23 protein-coding genes and 2 tRNA genes are annotated in these 23,792 nt (G+C 59.7%); 17 read left to right on the top strand and 8 right to left on the bottom strand.

Annotated features, from left to right (window positions below):
• Positions 1–142 precede the first annotated feature (142 nt).
• From dacD to cobT, 6 genes are all read left to right on the top strand, one after another.
• Entirely contained in the window at positions 143–1,306 is a 1,164-nt protein-coding gene (dacD, locus tag GQR96_RS16165) for a serine-type D-Ala-D-Ala carboxypeptidase DacD (RefSeq protein WP_065877807.1), read from the top strand.
• Positions 1,307–1,491: 185 nt separating this feature from the next.
• Positions 1,492–1,965 carry a DNA gyrase inhibitor SbmC gene (sbmC, locus tag GQR96_RS16160; protein WP_017899697.1) on the top strand — a complete coding sequence of 158 codons (474 nt, stop codon included), beginning with the start codon at positions 1,492–1,494 and terminating at the stop codon, positions 1,963–1,965.
• A 98-nt stretch (positions 1,966–2,063) separates the two neighbouring features.
• Positions 2,064–3,122, top strand: coding sequence for an FUSC family protein (locus GQR96_RS16155; RefSeq protein WP_004203544.1), 1,059 nt, complete (start codon positions 2,064–2,066; stop codon positions 3,120–3,122).
• Positions 3,123–3,289: 167 nt separating this feature from the next.
• A complete protein-coding gene (locus GQR96_RS16150) occupies positions 3,290–3,613 on the top strand; it encodes a DUF496 family protein (protein WP_002911883.1) in 324 nt (107 codons plus the stop codon).
• 310 nt (positions 3,614–3,923) lie between these two features.
• Positions 3,924–4,664 carry an adenosylcobinamide-GDP ribazoletransferase gene (gene cobS / locus GQR96_RS16145; RefSeq protein ID WP_065877391.1) on the top strand — a complete coding sequence of 247 codons (741 nt, stop codon included), beginning with the start codon at positions 3,924–3,926 and terminating at the stop codon, positions 4,662–4,664.
• Positions 4,665–4,691: 27 nt separating this feature from the next.
• On the top strand, positions 4,692–5,759 hold the full coding sequence (gene cobT / locus GQR96_RS16140; RefSeq protein ID WP_065877394.1) for a nicotinate-nucleotide--dimethylbenzimidazole phosphoribosyltransferase: 1,068 nt from the start codon (positions 4,692–4,694) through the stop codon (positions 5,757–5,759).
• A gap of 44 nt (positions 5,760–5,803) precedes the next feature.
• Here cobT and GQR96_RS16135 read toward each other — a convergent pair whose 3' ends face one another.
• The gene (locus GQR96_RS16135) at positions 5,804–6,913 is read right to left on the bottom strand and encodes an adenosylhomocysteinase (RefSeq protein WP_004203536.1); all 1,110 of its coding nucleotides are present in this window, start codon (positions 6,911–6,913) and stop codon (positions 5,804–5,806) included.
• 198 nt (positions 6,914–7,111) lie between these two features.
• Between GQR96_RS16135 and GQR96_RS16130 the strand changes: the two genes are divergently transcribed.
• Positions 7,112–7,843: an HPP family protein gene (locus tag GQR96_RS16130; protein WP_065877396.1), complete on the top strand. Its 732-nt coding sequence runs from the start codon at positions 7,112–7,114 to the stop codon at positions 7,841–7,843.
• 21 nt (positions 7,844–7,864) lie between these two features.
• Here the strand turns inward: GQR96_RS16130 and GQR96_RS16125 are convergent, their stop codons facing one another.
• On the bottom strand, positions 7,865–8,254 hold the full coding sequence (locus GQR96_RS16125) for a tautomerase family protein (protein ID WP_004203532.1): 390 nt from the start codon (positions 8,252–8,254) through the stop codon (positions 7,865–7,867).
• A gap of 116 nt (positions 8,255–8,370) precedes the next feature.
• Here GQR96_RS16125 and GQR96_RS16120 point away from each other — a divergent pair, with 116 nt between their 5' ends.
• Positions 8,371–9,327: a LysR family transcriptional regulator gene (locus GQR96_RS16120; RefSeq protein ID WP_065877398.1), complete on the top strand. Its 957-nt coding sequence runs from the start codon at positions 8,371–8,373 to the stop codon at positions 9,325–9,327.
• Here the strand turns inward: GQR96_RS16120 and GQR96_RS16115 are convergent.
• Together GQR96_RS16115 and shiA are read right to left on the bottom strand one after the other, a co-directional pair.
• Positions 9,287–10,027, bottom strand: coding sequence for a lipoyl protein ligase domain-containing protein (locus GQR96_RS16115; protein ID WP_065877400.1), 741 nt, complete (start codon positions 10,025–10,027; stop codon positions 9,287–9,289). The two genes, GQR96_RS16120 and GQR96_RS16115, sit on opposite strands and share 41 nt — an antisense overlap.
• A gap of 46 nt (positions 10,028–10,073) precedes the next feature.
• Entirely contained in the window at positions 10,074–11,393 is a 1,320-nt protein-coding gene (gene shiA / locus GQR96_RS16110) for a shikimate transporter (RefSeq protein WP_060656093.1), read from the bottom strand.
• Between the two features lie 340 nt (positions 11,394–11,733).
• Between shiA and GQR96_RS16105 the strand changes: the two genes are divergently transcribed.
• The 4 genes from GQR96_RS16105 to GQR96_RS16090 all read left to right on the top strand — a co-directional run bounded on the left by GQR96_RS16105 (position 11,734) and on the right by GQR96_RS16090 (position 15,012).
• Complete coding sequence (locus GQR96_RS16105) at positions 11,734–12,195, top strand: putative pterin-binding protein (protein ID WP_023318660.1); 462 nt, start codon at positions 11,734–11,736, stop codon at positions 12,193–12,195.
• Positions 12,196–12,205: 10 nt separating this feature from the next.
• A complete protein-coding gene (locus GQR96_RS16100; protein ID WP_032425933.1) occupies positions 12,206–14,116 on the top strand; it encodes a putative bifunctional diguanylate cyclase/phosphodiesterase in 1,911 nt (636 codons plus the stop codon).
• Positions 14,117–14,339: 223 nt separating this feature from the next.
• Positions 14,340–14,672 (top strand): TehB family protein, encoded by a 333-nt coding sequence (locus GQR96_RS16095; RefSeq protein ID WP_004203524.1) that lies wholly within the window; start codon positions 14,340–14,342, stop codon positions 14,670–14,672.
• A gap of 4 nt (positions 14,673–14,676) precedes the next feature.
• Entirely contained in the window at positions 14,677–15,012 is a 336-nt protein-coding gene (locus GQR96_RS16090; protein WP_065877402.1) for a DUF1869 domain-containing protein, read from the top strand.
• 5 nt (positions 15,013–15,017) lie between these two features.
• On the opposite strand, the gene GQR96_RS16085 is transcribed toward GQR96_RS16090, so the two are convergent.
• On the bottom strand, positions 15,018–15,932 hold the full coding sequence (locus GQR96_RS16085; RefSeq protein WP_004203519.1) for a LysR substrate-binding domain-containing protein: 915 nt from the start codon (positions 15,930–15,932) through the stop codon (positions 15,018–15,020).
• A 131-nt stretch (positions 15,933–16,063) separates the two neighbouring features.
• Here GQR96_RS16085 and GQR96_RS16080 point away from each other — a divergent pair, with 131 nt between their 5' ends.
• The 3 genes from GQR96_RS16080 (at position 16,064) to GQR96_RS16070 (ending at position 18,845) form a co-directional block, all read left to right on the top strand.
• Positions 16,064–16,639 (top strand): hypothetical protein, encoded by a 576-nt coding sequence (locus GQR96_RS16080; protein WP_048325036.1) that lies wholly within the window; start codon positions 16,064–16,066, stop codon positions 16,637–16,639.
• 192 nt (positions 16,640–16,831) lie between these two features.
• Positions 16,832–17,668, top strand: a complete 837-nt coding sequence (locus tag GQR96_RS16075; RefSeq protein ID WP_004203515.1) for an alpha/beta fold hydrolase — start codon at positions 16,832–16,834, stop codon at positions 17,666–17,668.
• 205 nt (positions 17,669–17,873) lie between these two features.
• Entirely contained in the window at positions 17,874–18,845 is a 972-nt protein-coding gene (locus tag GQR96_RS16070) for a sensor domain-containing diguanylate cyclase (RefSeq protein WP_004203513.1), read from the top strand.
• On the opposite strand, the gene GQR96_RS16065 is transcribed toward GQR96_RS16070, so the two are convergent.
• Entirely contained in the window at positions 18,842–19,945 is a 1,104-nt protein-coding gene (locus tag GQR96_RS16065) for an AarF/UbiB family protein (RefSeq protein WP_065877404.1), read from the bottom strand. The two genes, GQR96_RS16070 and GQR96_RS16065, sit on opposite strands and share 4 nt — an antisense overlap.
• A gap of 282 nt (positions 19,946–20,227) precedes the next feature.
• Positions 20,228–20,303 (bottom strand) — tRNA-Asn (locus tag GQR96_RS16060).
• Positions 20,304–20,496: 193 nt separating this feature from the next.
• Here GQR96_RS16060 and GQR96_RS16055 point away from each other — a divergent pair.
• Together GQR96_RS16055 and GQR96_RS16050 are read left to right on the top strand one after the other, a co-directional pair.
• Positions 20,497–21,933 (top strand): EmmdR/YeeO family multidrug/toxin efflux MATE transporter, encoded by a 1,437-nt coding sequence (locus tag GQR96_RS16055; protein WP_032456343.1) that lies wholly within the window; start codon positions 20,497–20,499, stop codon positions 21,931–21,933.
• 126 nt (positions 21,934–22,059) lie between these two features.
• Positions 22,060–22,135, top strand: a tRNA-Asn gene (locus GQR96_RS16050).
• 168 nt (positions 22,136–22,303) lie between these two features.
• Here the strand turns inward: GQR96_RS16050 and GQR96_RS16045 are convergent.
• Positions 22,304–23,758 carry an AMP nucleosidase gene (locus GQR96_RS16045; RefSeq protein ID WP_004203506.1) on the bottom strand — a complete coding sequence of 485 codons (1,455 nt, stop codon included), beginning with the start codon at positions 23,756–23,758 and terminating at the stop codon, positions 22,304–22,306.
• Positions 23,759–23,792 lie beyond the last annotated feature (34 nt).

Genomic DNA, 23,792 nt, shown 5'->3' with positions numbered 1-23,792 from the left:
GTAAACGATTTGCCCGGTCATCAGAAGGGTAACGGCAAGCAACTTCCTCTGCTGTGTCATATTTTCTTGCAATTAAACCCTGATATGAAACGCGAAGTTCCGTAAAAAGGACGGCGGATCTGTAAATCTAGAGGATATGCCGTTGAAAGGCCGTTTGTTTATTGCTGTATCTTTGCTCGCTTCGAGCGTTTCCTGCGCATTTGCCGTCGACTTACCTGCTACGGTCGCGCCGCCTTCCATTCAGGCTGGCTCCTGGGTGCTGATGGATTACACCACCGGTCAGGTGCTGACCGCGGGTAACGAACATCAGCTGCGTAATCCTGCCAGCCTGACCAAACTGATGACCGGCTACGTGGTCGATCGTGCCATCGACAGCCATCGTATCACCTTTGACGATATCGTCACCGTAGGTAAAGACGCCTGGGCGAAGGGCAACCCGGTGTTCGACGGGTCATCCCTGATGTTCTTAAAGCCAGGGGACCGCGTCAGCGTCCGCGACCTCAGCCGTGGGCTGATTGTCGACTCCGGCAACGACGCCTGCGTCGCGCTGGCCGACTATGTCGCCGGCGGTCAGCCGCAGTTTGTCGCCCTGATGAATCAGTATGTCGAAAAACTGCATCTGCAGGACACCCATTTCGAAACCGTCCACGGCCTCGATGCCCCGGGCCAGCACAGTTCGGCCTATGACCTGGCGGTGCTGTCGCGGGCGATTATCCATGGCGAGCCTGACGTCTACCACATGTACAGCCAGAAAAGCCTGACGTGGAACGGCATTACTCAGCAAAACCGTAACGGTCTGCTGTGGGATAAAACCATGAACGTCGATGGCCTGAAAACCGGCCACACATCGGGCGCCGGGTTCAACCTGATCGCCTCGGCGGTGGACGGTCAGCGCCGGCTGATCGCCGTGGTGATGGGGGCCGACAGCCCGAAAGGCCGCGAGCAGCAGGCCGCTAAACTGCTGCACTGGGGGCAGCAGAACTTCGACACCGTGCAGGTGCTGCAGAAGGGGCAGAAGGTCGGCACTGAGCGCATCTGGTACGGCGATAAAGAGCAGATTAAGCTCGGCACCGATCAAGATTTCTGGTTAGCGCTGCCGAAGGCGGAAGTATCGCGGATTAAGGCGAAATATGTGCTGGATAAAAAGGATCTGGAGGCGCCGATCGCCGCCAACCAGCGGGTCGGCGAGATTTCGCTGTATGACGGCGACAAGGTCGTGGGCCACTATCCGCTGGTCACCCTCGAAAGCATTAATAAAGGCGGGGTATTCTCGCGAATGAGCGATTACCTGCACCACGAGCTGTAACCATGATAACCGCCTCTTTGCAGGCGGTTTTTTTTCGGCTACCGCCCGGCAGACGCGGCGACAAAATCGCCGTTTTTTTCATCAGCCGCAATGGCGACTCTGTGAATTCGCGCACATACTGAGGGGGGATCTCCTGCTAGATTAACTGTACATTTATACAGTAATATATTCACGAAGGAGGCAAGATGAACTACAGCGTCACCACCCTCGGCAAGAAAACCATTGCCGGTTTCCATCTGGTCGGGCCCTGGGATCAAACCGTCAAGCAGGGGTTTGAGCAACTGATGATGTGGGTTGAGAACCATCAGGTGCCCGCCCGCGAGTGGCTTGCCGTCTACTACGATAACCCGGAGGACGTGCCAGCGGAAAAACTACGCTGCGCCACCGTGGTCGCCGTTGACGAGGATTACGTCATTCCCGCCAACAGCGAAGGGGTGATACTGGCGGCGATTGCCGGCGGGGATTACGCCTGCGCCCGCGCGCGAGTGGTGGATTACGATTTTGCTACCCCGTGGATGCAGTTTTTCGACAGTCTGCTGCAGAGCACAACGCATCGCGTGGCCCCCAGGCCCTGTTTTGAGATCTATCTCAACGATGGCAACCATGACGGCTACTGGGATATCGACATGTATGTCCCCGTTGAGCGCGTTGCGTCGTAGCGGTTTACCCCTGTTCCGGACAAGGATTTTTACATTCCCGGCATGCTCCGGGCGAAAAAGCAGTTACAATTGGCCTTTTCGTTTTGCCGGAGAGGGTTGTGCGCGCTGATAAATCACTCAAGCCATTTGAGATCCGCTTGTATCGCCATTATCGGGTGGTGCATGGTGTGCGGATTGCGCTGGCCTTTGTGCTCACCTTTTTGCTGGTGCGGCTGCTGAACGTGCCCGAGGGGACCTGGCCTCTTATTACCCTGGTGGTGGTGATGGGGCCGATCTCCTTCTGGGGCAACGTCGTGCCGCGGGCGTTTCAGCGCATCGGCGGCACGATCCTCGGCTCGGCGCTGGGGCTGGTGGCGCTGAAGCTTGAGCTTATCTCCCTGCCGCTGATGGTCCTCTGGTGCGCGGCGGCAATGTTCCTCTGCGGCTGGCTGGCGCTGGGCAAGAAACCCTATCAGGCGCTGCTGATCGGCATTACCCTGTCGGTGGTGGTCGGGGCGCCGCCCGGCGATATGCATACCGCGCTGTGGCGAAGCGGCGACGTGATCTTCGGCTCGCTGCTGGCAATGTTGTTTACCGGTATCTGGCCGCAGCGGGCGTTTATCCACTGGCGTATCCAGATGGCCAGCTACGTCACCAACTTCAACCGCCTCTACCAGGCCGGCTTCTCGCCAAATCTGGTGGATCGGCCGCGGCTGGAAAAACATCTTCAGCAGGCGCTCAACGACGTCGTCAAAATGCGCGGGCTGATCACTCCCGCCAGCAAAGAGACGCATATCCAGAAGGCGATCTTCGAGGCTATCCAGACCGTCAGCCGCAACCTCGTGTGCATGCTGGAGCTGCAGATCAACGCCTGGTGGGCAACCCGTCCGGGTCACTTCGTGATGCTCAATGCGCACACCCTGCGCGAGACGCAGCAGATGACCCAGCAGACGCTGTTGGCCATCGCCCACGCGCTGTACGAAGGAAACCCTCAGCCTGTGCGCGCCAACAATGAAAAGCTGAATGAGATTGTCCTCGAACTGCGCCAGCTGATGAAAGAGCAGGGGGACGACAGCCTGGCGGAAACCCCGATCCATGGCTATGTTTGGCTCTCTATTGAACTGGCACGCCAGCTGGAGCTGCTGTCGCATCTGATCTGCCGCGCATTGCGCAAATAAGCACCAGATGCGCCGGGTAACTGCATGGGTTGTTTCGATTCAGCAGCGTTTAGGGTTATGATAAACGCAAAGGAAAAAACATTGTCATCAGCGACTGCTAGCAGTTATGTTAGCCCTATAACGCAGTCGCTTTACGAATCCGAATCTCAATTATTAGGGGTGTAAAAATGGAAACAACTAAGCCTTCTTTCCAGGACGTACTGGAGTTTGTTCGTCTGTACCGTCGTAAGAACAAACTGCAGCGTGAAATTCAGGACGTTGAGAAAAAGATCCGTGATAACCAGAAGCGCGTTCTGCTGCTGGACAACCTCAGCGACTACATCAAGCCGGGCATGAGCGTGGAAGCCATCCAGGGCATCATCGCCAGCATGAAGAGCGATTACGAAGACCGCGTTGACGACTACATCATCAAGAATGCCGAGCTGTCCAAAGAGCGTCGTGACATCTCCAAAAAACTGAAAGTGATGGGCGAAGCCAAAGTCGAAGGCTAATGCCTGCTGTCCGGCGGCGGTCAGCGTCGCCGGACTGTTCAGCACTACCATCTCCTGTCTCTTTTTCTGCGAAAACTTTGTCCCGGCAACTGCCTCTCCTCACCGACTCTTTGCTATACTGCCCCGCGAAAACGTATTGATATCGGAAAGGTTTCTCTCATCCTGGCCGGGCATCTGACGCAGCGGCGTCAGGGCGATATCTCAACACCTCTCACCTCTCCGACGATCGATTCGCCAGAAGACAAACTCAGGTGCTGACCGGGCGCGACAGAACTCTTCCGCTGCTTTCGCCGACAGGAGTCAACCCCACGTGATTAAGTCATTCTTTGCTGCACTCTCGTTTATCAGCCGTCTGCCGGTCCCGGCGCGGTTATCCCAGGGCCTGGAGATCGAACAGTACCAGCGCAGTATCGTTACCTTCCCGCTGGTCGGTTTACTGCTCGGCGCCATCGCCGGCGCGGTGGTGTACCTCCTGCAGCCATGGTGCGGCGTCCCGCTGGCGGCGCTGTTCGGCGCGCTGGCGCTGGCGCTGCTCACCGGCGGATTTCACCTTGACGGGCTGGCCGATACCTGCGACGGCATCTTCTCCGCCCGCACCCGCGATCGGATGCTGGAGATCATGCGCGACAGCCGGCTGGGGACCCACGGCGGGCTGGCGCTGATTTTTGTGCTGGTGGCCAAGGTGCTGGTGGTCGGCGAACTGCTGCTGCGCGATGTCAACCCCATCGCAGCGCTGGCGGCGGCCTGCGCCGTCGGTCGCGGGATGGCGGTACTGCTGATGTATCGCCATCGCTATGCGCGGGAAAAAGGGTTGGGCAATCTGTTTATTGGCAAGATTAGCCTGCAGCAGACGCTAACGACGTTGGCGATAGCGATCGCGCTGGCCACCGCCCTGCTGGGGCTGCAGGGGCTGCGCGCCGCGCTGATCGCCCTGGTGCTGATCGGGGGGCTGGGGTGGGCGCTGAAGCGCACCCTCGGCGGGCAGACCGGGGATACCCTCGGAGCGGCGATCGAGCTGGGCGAAGTATGCTTTTTACTGGCGCTACTGTAAGGCCTGGCATCCACGGTGAGGAACAGAATGGAAACACTTTCGGCGTTACTGGCTGCCATTCCGCAGCCCGATGTGGCGGGCATGGCGCGCGCGCAGCAGCATATTGATGGCCTGTTAAAGCCGCCCGGCAGCCTTGGCCGTCTGGAGAGCCTGGCGGTGCAGCTGGCCGGTCTGCCGGGGCTGCAGGGGCAGCTGGCGCTGAGCGATAAAGCCATCGTGGTCATGTGCGCCGACCATGGCGTCTGGCATGAAGGCGTGACCCCTTCGCCGCAGGCGGTGACGGCCATTCATGCCGGCAATATGGTGCGGGGCAACACCGGGGTCTGCGTGCTGGCGGCGCAGGCAGGGGTGAGAGTGGAGGTGGTGGATGTCGGCATCGACGCCGAGCCGCTTCCGGGCCTGATCAACCTCAAGGTGGCCCGCGGTAGCGGGAATATCGGCCGGGCGGCGGCGATGAGCCGTCAGCAGGCGGAGACGGTGCTGCTGGCCAGCATGCGTTTCACCCGCCAGCTTGCCGCCGACGGAGTGAAAGTCTTTGGCGTGGGAGAGCTGGGGATGGCCAATACCACTCCGGCGGCAGCGACGATCAGCGTCCTGACCGGCAGCGACCCCGACGCGGTGGTGGGCTGCGGGGCTAATCTGCCGCTGGCGCAGCGGGGCCATAAGGTGGCGGTGGTGCGCCAGGCGATCGCTCATAACCAGCCGAACCCGGCGGACGGGCTGGACGTGCTGGCGAAGGTGGGCGGTTTTGATCTGGTGGGTATGACCGGGGTGATCCTCGGGGCGGCCTCCTGCGGCCTGCCGGTGGTGCTGGATGGCTTCCTCTCCTACGCTTCGGCTCTGGCGGCCTGCCGCATGGCCCCGGCGGCGCATCCGTATCTTATCCCTTCGCACCTGTCGGCGGAGAAAGGGGCGCGGATCGCCCTCGACGCGCTGGGTCTGCGCCCGTATCTCGATATGGACATGCGCCTGGGGGAGGGCAGCGGCGCGGCGCTGGCCATGCACCTGCTGGATGCCGCCAGCGCGATGTACCACCAGATGGGGACCCTGGCGCAGAGCAACATTGTGCTGCCCGATAGCGCGCCAGCGTCCTGATGATAAAGCGCATCGTCTCGAGGATGGGGGACGGTGCGCCGGGTTTACAGCGCCTGCTGCCAGACCGCCTGCGGCAGCAGGTAAACCTGCGCCGGGGCGCGCATACCGTCGCTGACAATATGGCCGATACCGCTGGCCATCACCGCCAGGGTGACGTCAAAGGCGTTCAGGCTGTCGCCGAAGCCGGCGGTCAGGTTGAGCATCGAGCCATTGGCCATCAGGTAGACGGTTTTGTCAGCCATGCGGTAGGCGTTGATATACGGCATCACCTCTTCCTGAGGGTACTGGCGCAGGTATTCGCCATCGATCTCTTCCGCCACGTGGCCGACGTTAAGGATAAACACTCCCGCTTTCGCCCGGTCCAGAGCCTGGCGATTAACCACGTTTTTACCGCCGGTCGCCGTGGCGACCACGTCCGCCGAGGCGATAGCCTCCTGGAGATCGACCACGTGCCAGCCGTCATAGGCCGCCTGCAGTCGACGGGCAGGATCGATCTCCGCCACCATCACCTGGCCGCCAAAAGCTTTTGCCGCCGCCGCGACGCCCTGGCCAACCAGGCCGTAGCCGATGACCAGCACTTTTTTCTCATGCAGGGTGAGATGAGTGGTCTGGAAGAAGGTATGCCAGGCGGTGAGTCCGACCATATGGCGGTTATGCAGCCCCTCTTTGACCGGCAGATCGTCCCAGTTAAAGATCGGATAGCCGGGCTGAATATCCCCCAGCCGATTGACGCCGGAGCCGGTGGCTTCCAGACCCGCCACGATGTTGCCGAACTCGCCGCGCTGGTGGAGGAGGGTGGTGATATCGGCTCCCATTTCGCACAGGTGAGTCGGCTGCCAGGCGATCGCTTTTTCCCATGACTGTTGCCAGTCGGCATCGCTCATATTGCGCCAGGCGCAGGCCTCGGCGCCACGCTCCACCAGCCAGGCCACCACGTCGTCCTGCACGGTGGTGGGGTTACAGGTGGTTAAAAAGACCTGAGCGCCCTTGTCGAGGATCCCCTGCACCAGCGGGATCATTTTCATGTCGAGGTGCATACAGCAGGCCAGGCGGACGCCGCTGAGGTCGGGCAGGGCGGCGACCTGGCGCAGGGTACGCGGCATATTCTGGCTGGCCCATGCCACTTCTTTCGCTAAAGAGATTTTATTATTCACTGGGTTATGACCTTCAGTTCGCAAAGGGGTATCCCCCTGACAGAAAAGGGATTCTATCAGTCCGGGCGAGAATTCACAGCCCTGTGCCGCCTGGAAATCGCCGCCCGTGCAATCCCCTGCGAAATACAGGGTTGTTAATGAAAGGTTAAAAAAAGAAAATAAAATATAAGTTATTCCTATGATCTGAGCGATAAAGCGATGTTGAGTGTCATTCCCGCGGGCCTGTTTTCACGGCTGCGGATTTTCCTTGGGCGGTTGAAGCCGCATGCGCTGCCGGTGGCTCGACGGCATATTGTGCTGGGATCCATCGGCGCCGGCACCGGCCTGGCGGTGACCAGCATGTTCAGCCACTGGCTGCTGGGCGAAGTTAACCTGTGGTTTATTGCCCCCATGGGCGCCTCGGCGGTACTCCTGTTTGGCGTGCCGAGCAGTCCGCTGGCGCAGCCGTGGTCGATTGTCGGCGGCAATGTGCTGTCGGCGCTGATCGGCGTCACGGTGGGTATGCTGGTGCCCGACCCGGCGCTGGCCTGCGGGCTGGCGGCGGCGCTGGCCATCGCCGGAATGTATTTTCTGCGCTGCCTGCATCCTCCCGGCGGCGCGGTGGCCCTGACGGCGATCCTCGGCGGCGCCGGGGTGCACAGCGAAGGCTATCACTTTGTGCTGACGCCGGTGCTGCTCAACTCCCTGATGCTGGCGCTGCTGGCCATCGTGTTTAACAATCTGGTTGGCCGCCGCTACCCCCATCCGCTGGCGGCAGAGGAGGTCAAATCCCGGACGGTGCCGCTGGGCATTTCGGTTACCCGGGAAGATATTCACGCCGCGCTGCTGGAAGGACAGTTCCTCGATATTGACGAAGACGATGTCCAGGAACTGCTGGAAAATATCGAACAGCAGGCGTGCCAGCGCATCGCGGCGGCTGGCCGCCGCTGACAGCGCTCTCCCGGCCGCGGGTTAAAGATCGCCGGTAAGATACTGGGCGACCCCGCGGCCAAAGCTCCAGTCGCCTTTCTGGTTGCTGATAATCGACACCATCAGATCATCGCCGCTCAGGCCGCAGTGTTCCGCCAGCTCCTCCTGCAATATGGCGAAGAAGCGCTGCTTCTGCGCGTCGCTGCGCGGGCTGGTATAGACCCGCACCACCACCAGATCCCGCGTGCGGGTCAGTCCGAGACCGGTATCTTCAATCACCATATGATGGGCCTTGTTTTCGTGAACAATCTGGTAGCGGTCGCGTTCCGGTACCTCGAAGGCGCGCAGCACGGCGCGATGAGCGGCATCCAGCAGGGTTCTGATCTCCTGTTCTGTACGGCCTTCAATCAGGTCAAATGTCAGTAATGGCATGCAGGTGTTCCTTATGGTTAGGCAATAATCGCGGTCTGATAAAGATGCTAGCCGATGCCGTCGCGGGCAAAAACCGCTATAGTCGAATACATTGTTTTTACTGGTGAACAATCAACATGAGTGAGAGTCGTCCGGAGAGTTACTGGGCCCATCTGTACTGGCTGACGGTGCTGGAAGAGCAGAAAAGCTATACCCGGGCCGCGGAAAAGCTGGGGATCAGCAAGTCGGCCATCAGCCAGAAAATCAGCGAGCTGGAGCGGGTGACCGGTAAAACGCTGGTCCATCGCACCACCCGCAGCGTCAGCCTCAGCGACGACGGGCTGCGGCTGGTGGCGGAGCTCAATGAGCCGTTTGGCCAGCTGCGGGATATTTTCACCGGCGCTTGCGATGAGGGCGGGCCGCTGCGGGGGACGCTGCGCCTGACCGCGCCGGTGGCTTTTTCCCGTCAACAGCTGGTGCCGGCGATCGCGCCGTTTTTGCATCAGCATCCCCAGCTGCATCTGCAGCTGGAGGTGACCGATCGGCTGGTCTCTCTCGGCAGCGAAGGGTTCGACCTCGCCATCCGCCACTGTCGGCGCGAGGCGCTCCCGGACACCCACGTCGCCTGGCCGCTGTGCCACACCGCGACGCTGATCGTCGCTTCCGCCGACTATATTCGCCGCCATGGCCGCCCGGAGACGCCTGACGATCTGCGTCATCACCAGTGCCTGACCTATCCCCGTGGGCCCCAGCGCCCGCAGTGGACGTTTGCCTCCCGCCAGACGCCCGATGAACGGGTGACCATCAACGTGCAGGGGCCGTTCGCCACCAACAACAGCGAGTCGCTGCGCGATGCGGTGCTGGCGGGGTTGGGGGTGGCGCTGCTGCCGGATTTTAGCGCCCGGGAGGCTATCGGCCGCGGGCAGGTGCAGGAGCTGCTGCCGGTGTGGCAGCCGGTGGAGGTGTTCGCCGATCGGCTGTACGTCATCCGGCCCTATACTCCGCGGGTGTCGCGCGCGGTGGAGACATTCAGCCGCTACCTGAAAGCGACCTTCAGCGAGCCGCGTCCAGCTCCCGCGCCAGCGCTTCGCTGAATCGGGGGAGCAGATGGCGCTCGCCGGGAAGCAACTGCGCCAGGGTGACGGTTTTGTCGGCGCGGTAGACCCGCTCGCTGCCGAGCTGCGCTTCGAAGGCGTTCGCCGCCTGATGCGCCGCGCTAAGGTCGGCGTCAATAAGGATCACCGCATGGGCCAGCACCACATGGCCGCCGCTCGCCGTCAGCGGCCGCCAGTACTGGGCGGTACCGACAATCTTACGCGCCGCCTCTCCCTCCCCGCAGGCGAGGTTATACCGGCCATCGCAAAAGGAACCGCTCACCGCCCGGGGGTGGCTGGCAACGCCGAAGCGCGCGAGGGTGCGCTGAAGCACAGCGCACAGCGAGTGATAGATGGGTTCGGCGGCTTCGCCGAGCGGCTGCTGCACCGGCCAGGCGAGGCTGAGGTTGATAATCCCCGGCCCCTGGGGCACCAGACCGCCCCCGGAGCGGCGGAGCCATACCGGCCAGCCCCGCGCGGCAAAATGCGCGCTGACCGCCGGCAGGTCCGCAAACTGACGATAGCTCCCCGGCACCACGAATCCCTGCGGCGCCTGCCAGAGCTGGGCGACGGCTTCGCCGGCGCAGGCTTTGGCAAACAGCGGCTGTTCTGCCAGGGTGGGGTCCTCGCAAAACTGCAGCGCCAGCGAGGCGGGGGTAAAGCGGCGTGGCCAGCAGTCGGCCAGAGGCAATAAAGACATGCATTCTCCTTACCGGAGGGCGCGGGTCGCGCCCTCCGAAGGCTGGTCAGTCGACGGTACGTTTTTTCATCAGCAGCGCGGTGAGTGCTGACAGCAGGCATCCCGCGGTCAGATAGAGGGCCACGCTGTGCCAGGCTCCCCCGGAGAAGGTGACCAGCGCCGCGGCGATAAACGGCGTAAAGCCGCCGCCGACTACGCTCGCTACCTGGTAGCCGACGCCGGCGCCGCTATAGCGATAGCTGGCGCCGAACAGCTCGGTAAACATCGGCTGCTGGACGCAGACCACCATATCATGAGCGATATTGGCCAGCATCAGGGCGAAGAACAGGATCCAGAAAACGGACTGACTCTCCAGCGCCATAAAGAACGGGAAACCGCTCAGCGTGCCGATTAGCGCCCCGGTAATGTAGATCCGCCGACGGCCAAAACGGTCCGCCAGCCAGGCGAAGCAGGGGATAGTCAGACAGCTGAGGCCGCCCACCAGCAGGCCGATGTTGAGGAACAGCTCGCGCGGCAGGCCGAGGTTTTGCGTTGAGTAATTGAGGGCGAAGGCGGTAACGATATACATGGTCAGCAGTTCGCACAACCGCAGGGCAATAATCAGTAAAAACGCCCCGGGATGGCGAAGCAGGGCTTCCACCACCGGCAGCCGCTTTTTCACCTGCGGCGCGTTGGTCTGGCGCTGTTGGGCCTCAAACTCCTGCGATTCGGCCATACCGTTACGGATCCACAGCGCAATCAGGACCAGCGCCACGCTGAACAGGAAGGGTAAGCGCCAGCCCCAGCTGAGAAACTGCTCATCGGTGGTCAGGCTGCTGATCAGCGATACCAGCCCGGTGGAGAGCAGCAGGCCGACGCCGTAGCCCACCTGCACGCCGCTGCTGTAAAAGGCTTTTTTTCCCTTCGGCGCGTTCTCCACCGAGAGCAGCGCCGCGCCGCCCCATTCGCCGCCGACGGCAAAGCCCTGAACCGCCCGCAGAAACACCAGCAGCACCGGCGCCCACCAGCCGATCTGGCTGAACGACGGGAGCAGGCCGATGCAGGCGGTGGCGATACCCATCATCCAGACGGTCATCATCAGCATCCGCTTGCGCCCGAGACGGTCGCCGAAGTGGCCAAAGATAATCCCGCCCAGCGGGCGAAAAAGAAACCCGACGCCGAAGGTGGCAAATGCGGCAAGGGTGCCCATCGCCGGGCTGATTTGCGGGAAAAATTCGCGGTTGAACACCAGCGCGGCGGTAATGCCATAGAGAAGAAAATCGTACCAGTCGACCACGGCGCCGGCAAAGCTGCCCCATGCCGCCCGCCGGGCCCGATGCAGCGAATCCGGCGCCTCGTCGGGCTGCACGCTTATTGTTGAATCCATACCCTGTCCTGTCAGTCACATATTCGTTGTTATTGGAATGAGACGCTTTTAGCATTGCGTCTGCTCTGAGACTACCGCGCGGCGGCCGTGGAGGAAAGTAGTTTGCCTGCTAAGCGGAGAACTGGTGCAAAAATAAGCGGCCGGAAAGGCGGGCGAAATCACACCCTTTACTAAACATTCTGGCAATTTGCCAGCCAGCTTATACTTTTAATTAAATCAACGGATAACAAAGAGGAGCACCTTTTAAGAATTGACGTAAATGGTTTACACTTAACATGTCTCCTTCTCTGGAATGGTGAGTTAAATGCGTCTACTTCTTGCAGTTTTATTTTGTTCTGTCATGTTGCCTTCTGCTTATGCTGAAAAACTGCCTGCGCCGACAGGAAAACCTGTACTGACCATTTCCGGGAAAATCGGGAATACGAACGTCGGTGACAAGGCGGTTTTTGATCTCGCGATGCTGGAAAAACTGGGTATGAAGACGGTGGAAACTACCACCCCCTGGTACACCGGGAAGGTCCGTTTTGATGGCATTCCCCTTAATAAACTCATGGATTTAGTCGGTGCTAAAGGCCAATCCGTCCGCGTGCTGGCGCTCAACGACTACACCACCCTTATCCCGATGGACGATTTTTATAAATTCCCGGTCATTATGGCGTTAAAAATGAACGGCGAATATATGCGCGTTCGGGATAAAGGCCCGTTATTTATCGTCTACCCTTACGACAGCAGTGCTGAATTACAGAACCAGATCTATTATTCCCGATCGGCCTGGCAAGTTTCTAAGATTATTATAGAGTAAGGGTTGGATCTTGAATCGAATACTCACGGCTATTATTTTGTCGTTGTTTATTGTTACTGGATATATTACTTATCTGGTGCATGAGCGACAAAGTGAGTTGCAAAAATTTACCCGCTATACGGACTCGTGGTCAATGTCGCAGATGGTATCGGAATATATGCGACTGGAGTCTCGTCTGGCGGGCATGGCGATTGGGGCCGAAGGGGCGGACCACGATGAGGTGCGCCTGCGCCTCGAGATCATGATGAGCCAGATCGAACTTCTGCAGCAGGGCGATCTGGGTCGCTTTATTAATAAAAGCGAACAGCGGAAGGCGGTGGTCGCCACGCTGATCCGCAATCTCCATTTGCTTGATAAACAAGTTGACACCATGACGCCGGCGCAGGTTAAAGCGATCCTGCCGGTGTTAAGCGAGCTGGATGGTCCTCTGACCTCAATGGCGGCCGCCACGCTGACGCAAGATATTAATATCGTTAATATCACCCATGATAAAATTCAGCATCTCTATTATATCTACTCGGTGATCTCCATTTTGCTGATCGCCATGTGTATTACCCTCGGGCTGCTGATGCTGCGGCAGAATAATAACCTGCGGCGCGCCCACGTTCATATGAAAACCCTGGCCAACGATCTGCAGGCCTCGAAAGAGAAGCTGCAGGTGCAGAACCGTCGTCTGCAGTACGATGCCTACCATGATTCGCTGACCGGTATGCCAAACCGTCTCTCTTTCTGGCAGCGTCTGCAGGAGATCGTCAATCAGGTGCGTCCCTATAACGGATGCGCCGTGGTGATGCTTTTTGACCTCGACAGCTTTAAGGATGTAAACGATACCCTCGGCCATGACGCCGGCGATAAGCTGCTGCAGGATCTGGCCAGCCGCCTCTCTTTTTTCCGTAAAACCTCTGAGACGCTGTATCGCCTCGGCGGCGATGAGTTCGCGATGCTCTCTTACGATCTGACCGAAGAGATGGCCCTTGAGCGGGCCAATGTTATCCGGGAGAAGATCAGCCAGCCCTATCAGATCTACGATGCGCAGATTAATATCGACGCCTGCATCGGGATCGTGATCTCTGATGGCGAAAGCCGGACCGATTATCTGTACAAGTGCGCCGACCTCGCGCTGTATGAGGCGAAAAAAGAGGGCAGCGGCCATGTACAAATCTTCCGGCCGGGGATGCTGCAGCGTCTGCAGGAGAATAAATCGTTTGAAGACGATCTGCTGCAGGCCCTGTCCCATGACGAATTCAAAGTCTACTACCAGCCGATCGCCGATACCGTCACGCGCGAAATCTACGGCTACGAAGCGCTGGTTCGCTGGTTCCATCCGGTGCGCGGCGCCGTGCCGCCGACGGTGTTTATCCCGGTGGCAGAGAAAATCGGCCTTATCAATGCCCTCGGCGAGTGGGTGCTGAAAACCGCCTGTGCCGAAGCGGCCAGCTGGGCGACGCCGCTCAAGGTCTCGGTCAACGTTTCGCCGATTCAGCTGATGAACACCTCGCTGACCGACACCATTATCAGCGTATTGCAGCAGACTGGCCTCGACCCGCGACGGTTGGATCTGGAGATCACCGAGTCGGACGTGTTCAATGAGAACACCCGTTCGCTGGAAATTCTCAGCCAGCTGCGCGAGCAGGGCATTCAAATCTCCATCGATGACTTCGGTACCGGCTATTCTTCGTTGTCACGTTTAAGCTACTTCCCGTTCGACAAAATCAAAATCGACCGCTCGTTTGTTATTAATATTCCGGAGCAAAAAGACGATCTGGATATCGTGCGCCTGATTATCAGCATGGGAAAGAGCCTGCATATGCGTATTGTGGCTGAAGGCGTGGAGACCGAAGAGCAGTTGGCCTCGCTACAGGCGCTGGGCTGCGACCTGGTGCAGGGCTATTTAATCGGCAAACCGAGTCCGCTGCGCTAATTTAAATGTAAACGGCTTAACATAATTATTGCGGGGTGATTTCAGGACACTGTAATCGCCTTTTTTATTTTATCAAAGCGTTAATCCCTGAGGGGTATAAAAAGGAGTAGAGGTAAAATTCACCAGCAAAATAATATCCTTCCCCTTTGAAAGAGGTATATGATATGCATCGTATCGATTATTTCTGACCGTATCCTGTGCGACGGTAAAGTGAGGCGCAATCATGCAGCGAATTATTATTCCCACCCATTACGTTCATACCCGCAGCACGCCGCTGTGGACAAAGGAGACCGCTCCGGCCTCTATCTGGCGCCGCCATCTGGACGCTGGCACCCGCCAGGGGGTCTATCCCCGGCTGTCGGTGATGCAGGGGGCGATCCGCTATCTCGGCTATGCCGATGAGAGCAGCCCCGAGCCGGTTGAAACCCTGACCATTGAAGCCGGCCAGTTTGGCGTTTTTCCGCCGGAAAAATGGCACTGCATTGAGGCCCTGTCGGAGGACACGGTATTTAATGTCGACTTCTATGTTGATCCGAATATTCTCATCGAGGGCTAAAAGCATGAACAGTGAAAATAAAGGTTATACCTTAGCGGTAGAGAATGGCCGCCTTCAGCGGAAACAAGAAAAAATATTCCTCAAACCGATGGTATTGTATATTCCGCAGCAGGCGGTGGAGGCCGTTAATGGGCTGCTGAGCGATCTGCCGGACGACAATTTAGAGGGGGAGTTTGTGCTGACGGTCATCAATAACAATAACGGCGTCTCGGTCGATAAAAGCTTTTCCTCGCTGGCGGCGCTGCGCGACCCGCTCACCGCGGCCGATGCGGTGAAGGAGCTGATCAATATCGTCCGCGGCTATGAGTCCGACGAAGAGACCAACGTTTGCGGCTGGTAAGGCCGCTATCCCGCTGCCGGCTGGCCGCTGTCGCCCGAGGCCATCTGCCCCACCAGCCACTCCCGCAGCGCGATAATATCCCCCCGCTGCGCTGCCGCCTCGGTGGTGACCAGGTAGTAGCTGGCGCCCGGTAACGCGCTGCTGAATGGCGCGGATAACACTCCGCGCTGCAGCAGATCCCGCGCCAGCAGTTCGCTGGCGATCACCGCCCCCTGGCCAGCCACCGCCGCCTGCAGGGCATGGGTTTCATCGCTAAATGTTAACCCCGCGTCAATATTCAGCGTCGGCGGTCCATAGCGGCGACGCCAGTTCTCCCAGCTCGGCGAATCCGCCGGTACGTGCCGGTTGGCGACGTGAAACAGTGTTACTTCCGCCAGATCGTCAGGCCGACTGAGGGCCAGCGTCGGGCTGGCGACCACGATAAAGCGATCCTCATGCAGCAGCGTACAGCACAGATCCGGCTCGGGCGTTTCGCGATAGCGAATCGCGGCGTCCACCGTGCCCAGATGCAGATCCACCCGTTCGACGCTGGTGTGCAGACGCAGGTCGATAGCAGGAAAGCGGGCGGTGAAGTCCGCCAGCCGTGGCACCAGCCAGTGGGTGAGAAAATTGGAGGTGGTGGTGACGGTTAAGGATGGCGGCTGGCGGGCCTGGGCAATCTGCACAACGGCCTGCTCCAGGGCGCTGAAGGCGCGCTGGGTGGCGGCGTAGAGGATCTCGCCGTCGGCGGTCAGGCTGACGCCCTGCGCGCTGCGCTCGCAGACCCGGCACTCCAGGACTGATTCCAGCAGTTTAATCTGATGGCTGACCGCCGTCGCGCTGACGCCGAGCGCCCCGGCGGCCAGTTTAAAACTACGCTGGCGGGCGACGGCGTGAAATGCGCGCAGGGCGCCCAGCGGCGGCAGGCGGGGTGTTCTCATGGCTGAGTTTTTCTCATCTATGGCTGAAAACTATGCGTTTGTGTGTCCCTGTATAGTGGCGATAGGCTACGGGCATGTAAAGACGATGACATGAGTTATTTTCATGTCGTTTGCGGTGTCAGGAGCTGAATATGCACGTTTTACACCACCATGCCGCCGCGGACGCGGCGGGAACCATCGACCCGCGCGGCCGCGCCATCGCTCTCAGCGTGGTCTTCGCCGCCGGGGCCTTGCTGTTAATCATGGCCCCCGTTATCGGGGCGAGCGGCACGCTGGGTCTGCTGGCGCTCCTGAGCGCGGCCTTCGGCGCCGGATGGGGATTCGCGCGCGCGCAGCCCAGGCTCTATCGGGCGCCCCTGGCGGCGACGCGCTGGGCTTTCCTGCTGTCGGCGGCCGGCTGGCTGCTGGCGCTGGTGGCGTGGTATGGCGGCCAGGCCTGGCCGGCGCTGCTCCCCGGCGTGACGTTCGGCAGCGCGGGGGCGGCTGTCGCCTGGCGCGTTGCCGCGGGACGGGCGGCACTGTCGGGTAGCCGCATCAGCGGCGCCACGGCGCTGAGCGTGGCTGTCGCCATCGCGGCGACGCTGCTGACCTGGCACACCGCCGGGGCAGGACGCGGCGGCGTGTGCTTTGCCTTCGCCGTGCTGCTGGACTGGGCGCTGCTCGGCGCGCTGATTGTGCGGATCCGTCAGCAGGAGAGTGCGGCGTAGCCGCTGGCGCTTGCTGGGCTTGAGCGAGCCGATCAAGCGAGACGGGATAAGTCGTCCGGCGGGGTGATAAATTTCTTCTACACTGTTACTGGCATCACATTCCTGCGCGGCTGGCATCTCAGCCGGCCGCCGTCGGCATTCAGCCCAGGCACGGGCCTGCAGGCTGGTTATCCTGAGAGAGGAGTCTGTAACATGGCATTTGTCACCACCCAAGACGGCGTCAATATTTACTTCAAAGACTGGGGTCCAAAGGAAGCTCAGCCGATTGTTTTCCATCACGGCTGGCCGTTAAGCGCCGACGACTGGGATAACCAGATGTTGTTTTTCCTTGCCGAAGGTTTTCGGGTCATCGCTATCGACCGCCGGGGCCATGGCCGCTCCGATCAGGTCAGCGAGGGGCATGATATGGACCATTATGCGGCAGACGTCTCGGCGGTAGTGGAGCATCTGGATCTGCACAATGCGGTCCATGTTGGACACTCTACCGGCGGTGGCCAGGTCGCCCGCTACGTGGCCCGCTACGGTCAGCCGCAGGGGCGGGTGGCGAAGGCGGTGCTCATCAGCGCCGTCCCGCCCCTGATGGTTAAGACCGAACAGAATCCTGGCGGCACGCCGATCGAGGTGTTTGACGGTTTCCGCAAAGCGCTGGCGGCTAACCGCGCCCAGTTCTATCTCGACGTCGCCTCTGGCCCGTTCTATGGCTTCAATCGTGACGGGGCGGAGGTGTCGCAGGGGACGATCCAGAACTGGTGGCGACAGGGGATGATCGGTAGCGCCAAAGCCCATTATGAAGGCATCAAGGCGTTTTCAGAAACCGACCAGACCGAAGATCTTAAGTCGATTACGCTGCCGGTGCTGGTTATGCAGGGGGATGACGATCAGGTCGTTCCCTATAAAAATGCCGCTATCCTGCAGGACCAGCTGCTGCCCAACAGCCAGCTGATCATTTATCCTGGCTTCCCGCACGGGATGCACACTTCTCACGCCGATACCATCAACGCCGACCTGCTGGCGTTTATCCGCGCCTGATCTTCCCTTTCGCCGGGCGGAAAGCCGTCAATGGCCTTCCGCCAGCGCCCTGGCCGCCAGTCGCCGGGGCGCGCCGGTTGACGAGCAGGGGAAATCTGCTTAACTCATGGGATACCTGACGACTATTTTTCCCCTGGCAGGATAAAACACCGGGTTTCCAGCGGGAATCCCGGTGGAATTCTGCGCAAGAGACAAGAGAGAGACAATGAAATTAGCCGGACTTCATCCCGACGAGCAGCGTCGCCTGCAATCGCTTCGCTCTTCCGGGCTGTTGAATAGCGGAAAAGAAGAACGCTTTGATCGCCTGACCAGGCTTGCCCGTTCGCTGTATAACCTGCCGGTGGCCTCCATCAGCCTGGTAGGGGAAGATCTGCTGCACATCAAATCCTGTGCCGGTCTGGATGTGGACACGGTGCCGAGAGATATTTCATTTTGCGCCCATACCATTTTGCAAACCGACCCGCTTATCGTTAACGACATGCAGCAGGACGAGCGTTTTCACGACAATCCGCTGGTGATTCAGGCGCCGTTTATCCGCTTTTACGCCGGGTACCCGGTTCAGCTGCCGGATGGCGCGACGGTGGGGTCTTTTTGTCTGATGGACCATCAGCCGCGTTCGTTCTCCGCGCATGAAATACAGATCTTAAGCGATCTGGCGGCGATCGTGGAGGATGAGTTCAAGGTGCTGGATGCGGCAACCTCCGATGAGCTGACGGGACTGTTTAACCGCCGGGGATTCCTCACCCTCGCCGAGTATGCCCTGCTGACGGCCCAGCGCCGCCATGAGCCGGTGAGCCTGGCGTTTGTCGACCTCGATCGCTTTAAGCACATCAACGATACCTGGGGGCATGAAGAGGGCGATCGCGCGCTGATCGCCATCGCCGATTTGATGAAAAGCGCCTTCCGTGAATCCGATATCCTCGCCAGGCAGGGAGGCGATGAGTTTATTATTCTGTTCGCCAATACCAGCCGCCACGATGCCGCGGCGGCAATGGAGACGCTCAGCCACAACGTAGCGCGTTTCAATCAACAGGCGGCTCACCCCTGGCAGCTGGCGTTCTCCTGGGGCTGCGTCGAGTACGATCCCGCCAGCCATCCCAGTCTCAACGCGCTGGTGGCCACCGCCGACCGCCTGATGTATCAGGCGAAGCAGAAACAGGGGCGCGAACGCCGTTAATCCTTTGCCGCGGCGGCATTGAGCAGGTACTGCTGCGCCTGCTGCCGCTTCTGCGCATAGTCACCGAGTAGCGCCTGCTGCGATTTCCCAGCGTTGTCGTAAAACAGGCCGCCTTCGTCGGCGATAAAGCGATAATGCTGTTCCAGCTGGCCTATCACCCAGTCGATACGTTGCAGGGTGAGCAAGGTGCAGGACTGGCCATGCAGGTCGTCTTCAATATCCAGCACATGGGAGCGGAAGGCTTCCAGGGCGAACAAGCGGCGCAGCGCGGCAGGGTCAGCCAGCGCCGTCTCCCAGCGCGTCGTTATCTGCTGAAAATGAGCCTGCACCTGCGGGGCTGCCCGCCGGGCGCGAAGCCAGACCAGCTTGCGCCGGTAGCTTTCGACGGCCAGCCGCTTCATCTCGCGATACTGCGCCAGCTGCTGTTCGGCATCGGGCACCCGGGTCATCAGCCAGCTAAAAAAGAAGCGGGTCTCAAAGCGCTCGACAAAGTGAAACAGGGGATCGGCCAGACCGTTGCTGTTGAATTCTTTCAGCGGGTCGAAGGGATACATATAGCCAAAATCGAACAGCCACAGCTGCTCCTCCCGGTCCACCAACAGGTTCCCGCTACAGAGATCCCACTCCATCAGCCCCTGCTCCTCGCAGGCTTCCAGCGTGGTGAACAGCTGGGCGATCAGCGGCGGGGTCAGCTGGTGAATCGGCTCGCCATCGATCCAGGGGGAGAGCAGGATGCCGAGGCGATAGTCGGCATACAGCGTTGGGACGATGTGGGTGAAGCGCGGTGCGGTATTTGGGTCATCCTTCAGCCGTTGCAACGCCTGCCGGCGCTGTACCTCATTCAAAAACGACAGCTGGCCGTTAAGGTTGGCAACGCCGGCGACGGCACGTCGTTTCTTTAAATTATACTCTTTACCGGCGATGCGCAGCCGGTAAACCTCGCCGGTCAGACCCGAACCGTATACCTGCACCACATAGGGGGAATCCGGACCCAGCGCGGCGAGGGTCTCCGGCGGCAGTGGACAGTGGTTGACGTCGCCGACGGTAAGCGGCTGACCGCTGCGGTCAAACGCCTGCTGCTGCTGTTGTCTGAGGTTCATGGCGCCTCCTTATAAGACATGGGACAGAGTGATTCATTCACGCTATCTCACCCGCAAGCGTCAGCAAAATCATCCTACCGCCGGGCGCTTTTTCAGGCTGAGCGGCGGCGTGTTCATGGAGGATACCTGGGGCGTAGGGCGGCGGTAGCGAAAGGCAAGCGTCTGAAACGCATACCTGTCGCCGTTGTCAATGAGGTGCTTGCCGGGCTGGATGCGATTCTGCGTTAAGGCCAGAGACGCAGAAAAGCAAAAAGCCTGCTCGAAAGCAGGCTTTTTTAAATTTGGCTCCTCTGACTGGACTCGAACCAGTGACATACGGATTAACAGTCCGCCGTTCTACCGACTGAACTACAGAGGAATCGTGTGGAGTCGTATCTTAGCGGCGAAAAATCTTTTGTCAAACATCAATTCGTCCGTTCAGGTGCAACTGCCGCTTCCATCAACAATTTGTTGTCATTTCCGACAATTATTACGGAAAAATACTTTGCAGGATATCCATTTCTCGATCATCATTTGAAATGTTGTTTCAACATCTCTCACTAAGGTCTCTCTTGAACGTCACCTCCGCCGTACGCCAGGCAGTCGAACGGACATCCTGGTTTAAAAAACGTCAGCGTTATCGTGTGCTGTACTGGCGCGAAATCAGCCCCCTCGCTGTGCCCATTCTGCTGGAAAATGCCTGCGTATTGTTGATGGGGGTGTTGAGCACCTTCCTTGTCAGCTGGCTGGGAAAAGAGGCCATGGCCGGGGTGGGTCTGGCCGATAGCTTTAACATGGTGATCATGTCGTTCTTTGCCGCCATCGATCTGGGTACCACGGTGGTGGTGGCCTTTAGCCTTGGCAAGCGAGATCGGCGGCGGGCGAGAGCGGCCGCGCGCCAGTCGCTGGCCATTATGACCCTGTTTTCCATTGTGCTGGCGGGGGTGATCCACGCCTTTGGTCAGGAAATTATTAATTTTGTCGCCGGCGATGCCACCCCGCAGGTCAAGGACCTGGCGCTGACCTATCTCGAGCTGACGGTGCTGAGCTATCCGGCGGCGGCGATTGCGCTGATCGGCAGCGGGGCGCTGCGCGGGGCCGGTACCACTAAAATCCCGCTGTTGATCAACGGCGGGATGAACATCCTCAATATCCTAATCAGCAGCGTGCTCATCTATGGCCTCTTCTCCTGGCCGGGGCTGGGCTTTGTCGGCGCCGGTCTCGGGCTGACCATTGCCCGCTATATTGGCGCCATCGCCACTATCTGGGTGCTGATGGTGGGCCTCAATCCCGCGCTGCGGCTGTCGCTGAAAGGCTACTTCAAACCCTTTAACTTCGCCATTATCTGGGAAGTGATGGGGATCGGCATCCCGGCCAGTATCGAATCGGTTCTCTTCAATGGCGGTAAGCTGCTGACCCAGATGTTCGTCGCCGGGATGGGCACCAACGTTATCGCCGGCAACTTCATTGCTTTTTCGGTGGCGTCGCTGATTAACCTGCCGGGCAACGCCCTCGGCTCCGCCTCGACGATCATCACCGGCAAGCGGCTGGGGAAAGGGCAGATTGGTCAGGCGGAATTCCAGGCCTGGCATGTGTTCTGGCTGTCGACCATTATTCTGACGCTGATTGCCTGGGGCAGCGCCCCGTTCGCGGGCTTTATCGCCTCTTTCTATACCCATGAAGAGGATGTAAAAGAGGTGGTGAAGCAGCTGCTGTGGCTCAACGCCCTGTTTATGCCGATCTGGTCGCTGTCGTGGACTTTACCCTGCGCCTTCAAAGGCGCCCGTGACGTACGCTATACCATGTGGGTGTCGATGCTCGGTATGTGGGGCTGTCGGGTGGTGGCGGGCTATACGCTGGGCATCGTGCTGGGGATGGGGGTGATCGGCGTCTGGTTAGGGATGGTGCTCGACTGGGCCGTGCGCGGCGCGCTGTTTTACTTCCGCATGGTGAGCGGCCGCTGGCTGTGGAAGTACCCGCGGGTGAAGGCCTCAACGCCGGAAACCTGATCCGTTTGCCGGATAAACGCCATTTTTTGCGCAAAGTGAGGAATTATTCGGCAAACGATTCATTTTATTAAAAACAGGCTTTACAGCGTCCGGCGTCATCGTTAATATGCGCCCCGTTCACACGATTCCTCTGTAGTTCAGTCGGTAGAACGGCGGACTGTTAATCCGTATGTCACTGGTTCGAGTCCAGTCAGAGGAGCCAAATTTAAAAAAGCCTGCTTTCGAGCAGGCTTTTTGCTTTTCTGTCTGCCTGTTTCCTTGCGGACGAAAAATCTGGATTCACCGCCGGGACGTTTGTTTCGCTCACCCGAGCGCTGACGCTCCCCTGCGGGGAACGCCAGCGTTTTCCTCTTTATTCCCACGTCACCGGTTAGCGGAACGGCGGTTCGTTGAAGGTGCGTAGCTTACGCGAGTGCATGTGATCCCCCTCGGCGCGCAGCAGATCGATGGCCCGGATGCCGATCTGCAGATGCTCAGAGATGGCCCCCTCATAGAAGCGGTTGGCCTGACCGGGGAGCTTGATCTCACCGTGCAGCGGTTTGTCCGAGACGCAGAGCAGCGTGCCGTAGGGGACGCGAAAGCGATAGCCCTGGGCGGCGATGGTCGCGCTCTCCATATCGATAGCCACCGCCCGGCTGAGATTAAAGCGCAGCGCCGAAGCGGAATAGCGCAGCTCCCAGTTACGGTCGTCGGTGGTGACCACCGTCCCGGTACGCAGCCGCTGCTTCACCTCCTCGCCCGGCATCCCGCTCACCTGCTTGGTGGCGTCGTACAGGGCGCGCTGCACTTCGGCAATGCTGGGGATGGGGATATCCGGCGGCAGCACCGCATCCAGTACATGGTCGTCGCGCAGATAGGCGTGGGCCAGCACATAGTCGCCGATGGCCTGGCTTTCGCGCAGGCCGCCGCAGTGGCCGATCATCAGCCAGACATCCGGGCGCAGCACCGCCAGGTGGTCGCAGATGGTTTTGGCGTTGGCCGGGCCGACGCCAATGTTAATCAGGGTGATCCCTTTGCCGTCGTGGGTGATCAGATGCCAGGCCGGCATCTGGTGCTTCTTCCACGCCAGATCGGAAATGGCCTGCTCCGGCGCTTCGGTTTCGGCGGTGATCCAGATCCCGCCGGCGCAGGAGAGAGCGATATAGGGGCTGTCGGGATCGAGGATCTGGCTGCAGCCCCAGCTGACGAACTCATCCACGTAGCGGGTATAGTTGGTGAACAGCACGTAGGGCTGGAAGTGTTCCGCCGGCGTGCCGGTATAGTGCCGCAGACGCGCCAGCGAAAAATCGACGCGGCGGGCGTCAAAGTGCGACAGCGGATAGAACTCGGTAGGATGGAACAGGCCGTCTGCGGTCTCATCGCCAATCTGCGACAGCTCGGTGGTAGGGAAATAGCGCGTCAGACCGGCGCTCATCGAGCGGTCGAGTGTCAGGGTGGAACCATCTATCACGTAAGGATAGGGGATCTCATGCTGCGACAGCTCGACGCTGATATGCGCGCCATAGTCCTGATACAGCAGGGTCAGCTGTTCCAGCAAATAGTGGCGGAACAGTTTCGGATTCGTGATGGTGGTGGTATAGCACCCGGCATGGGTGAAACGTCCCCAGGCGCGCGTTTTGAGGGCTTTATGATCGGCGCCGTCCCAGGAGACCGAGAGCTGCGGGTAGACAAAAAGACCTTCCGCGCGGGCTTCGGTATCGGGGAGCGTATTATGGTCGATATAGTCGCCGATGGCTTTGCGTAATGCCGTGACCGAGGCTTCATAGCGCGCTTCCAGCTCGGCAAGCGCTTGTTCCGGGGTCAGACTGGCGGCCTTGTTATTCATGATTCGCTCCTTGTTTCAGGTCTGCTGACATTCC

This window comes from Klebsiella sp. PCX, from assembly GCF_021869705.1.
In the GTDB taxonomy this organism is placed as follows: Bacteria; Pseudomonadota; Gammaproteobacteria; order Enterobacterales; family Enterobacteriaceae; genus Klebsiella; species Klebsiella quasipneumoniae.
Note: the sequence above shows the minus strand (reverse complement) of the source record. Positions and strands in the feature narration are given on the sequence as shown.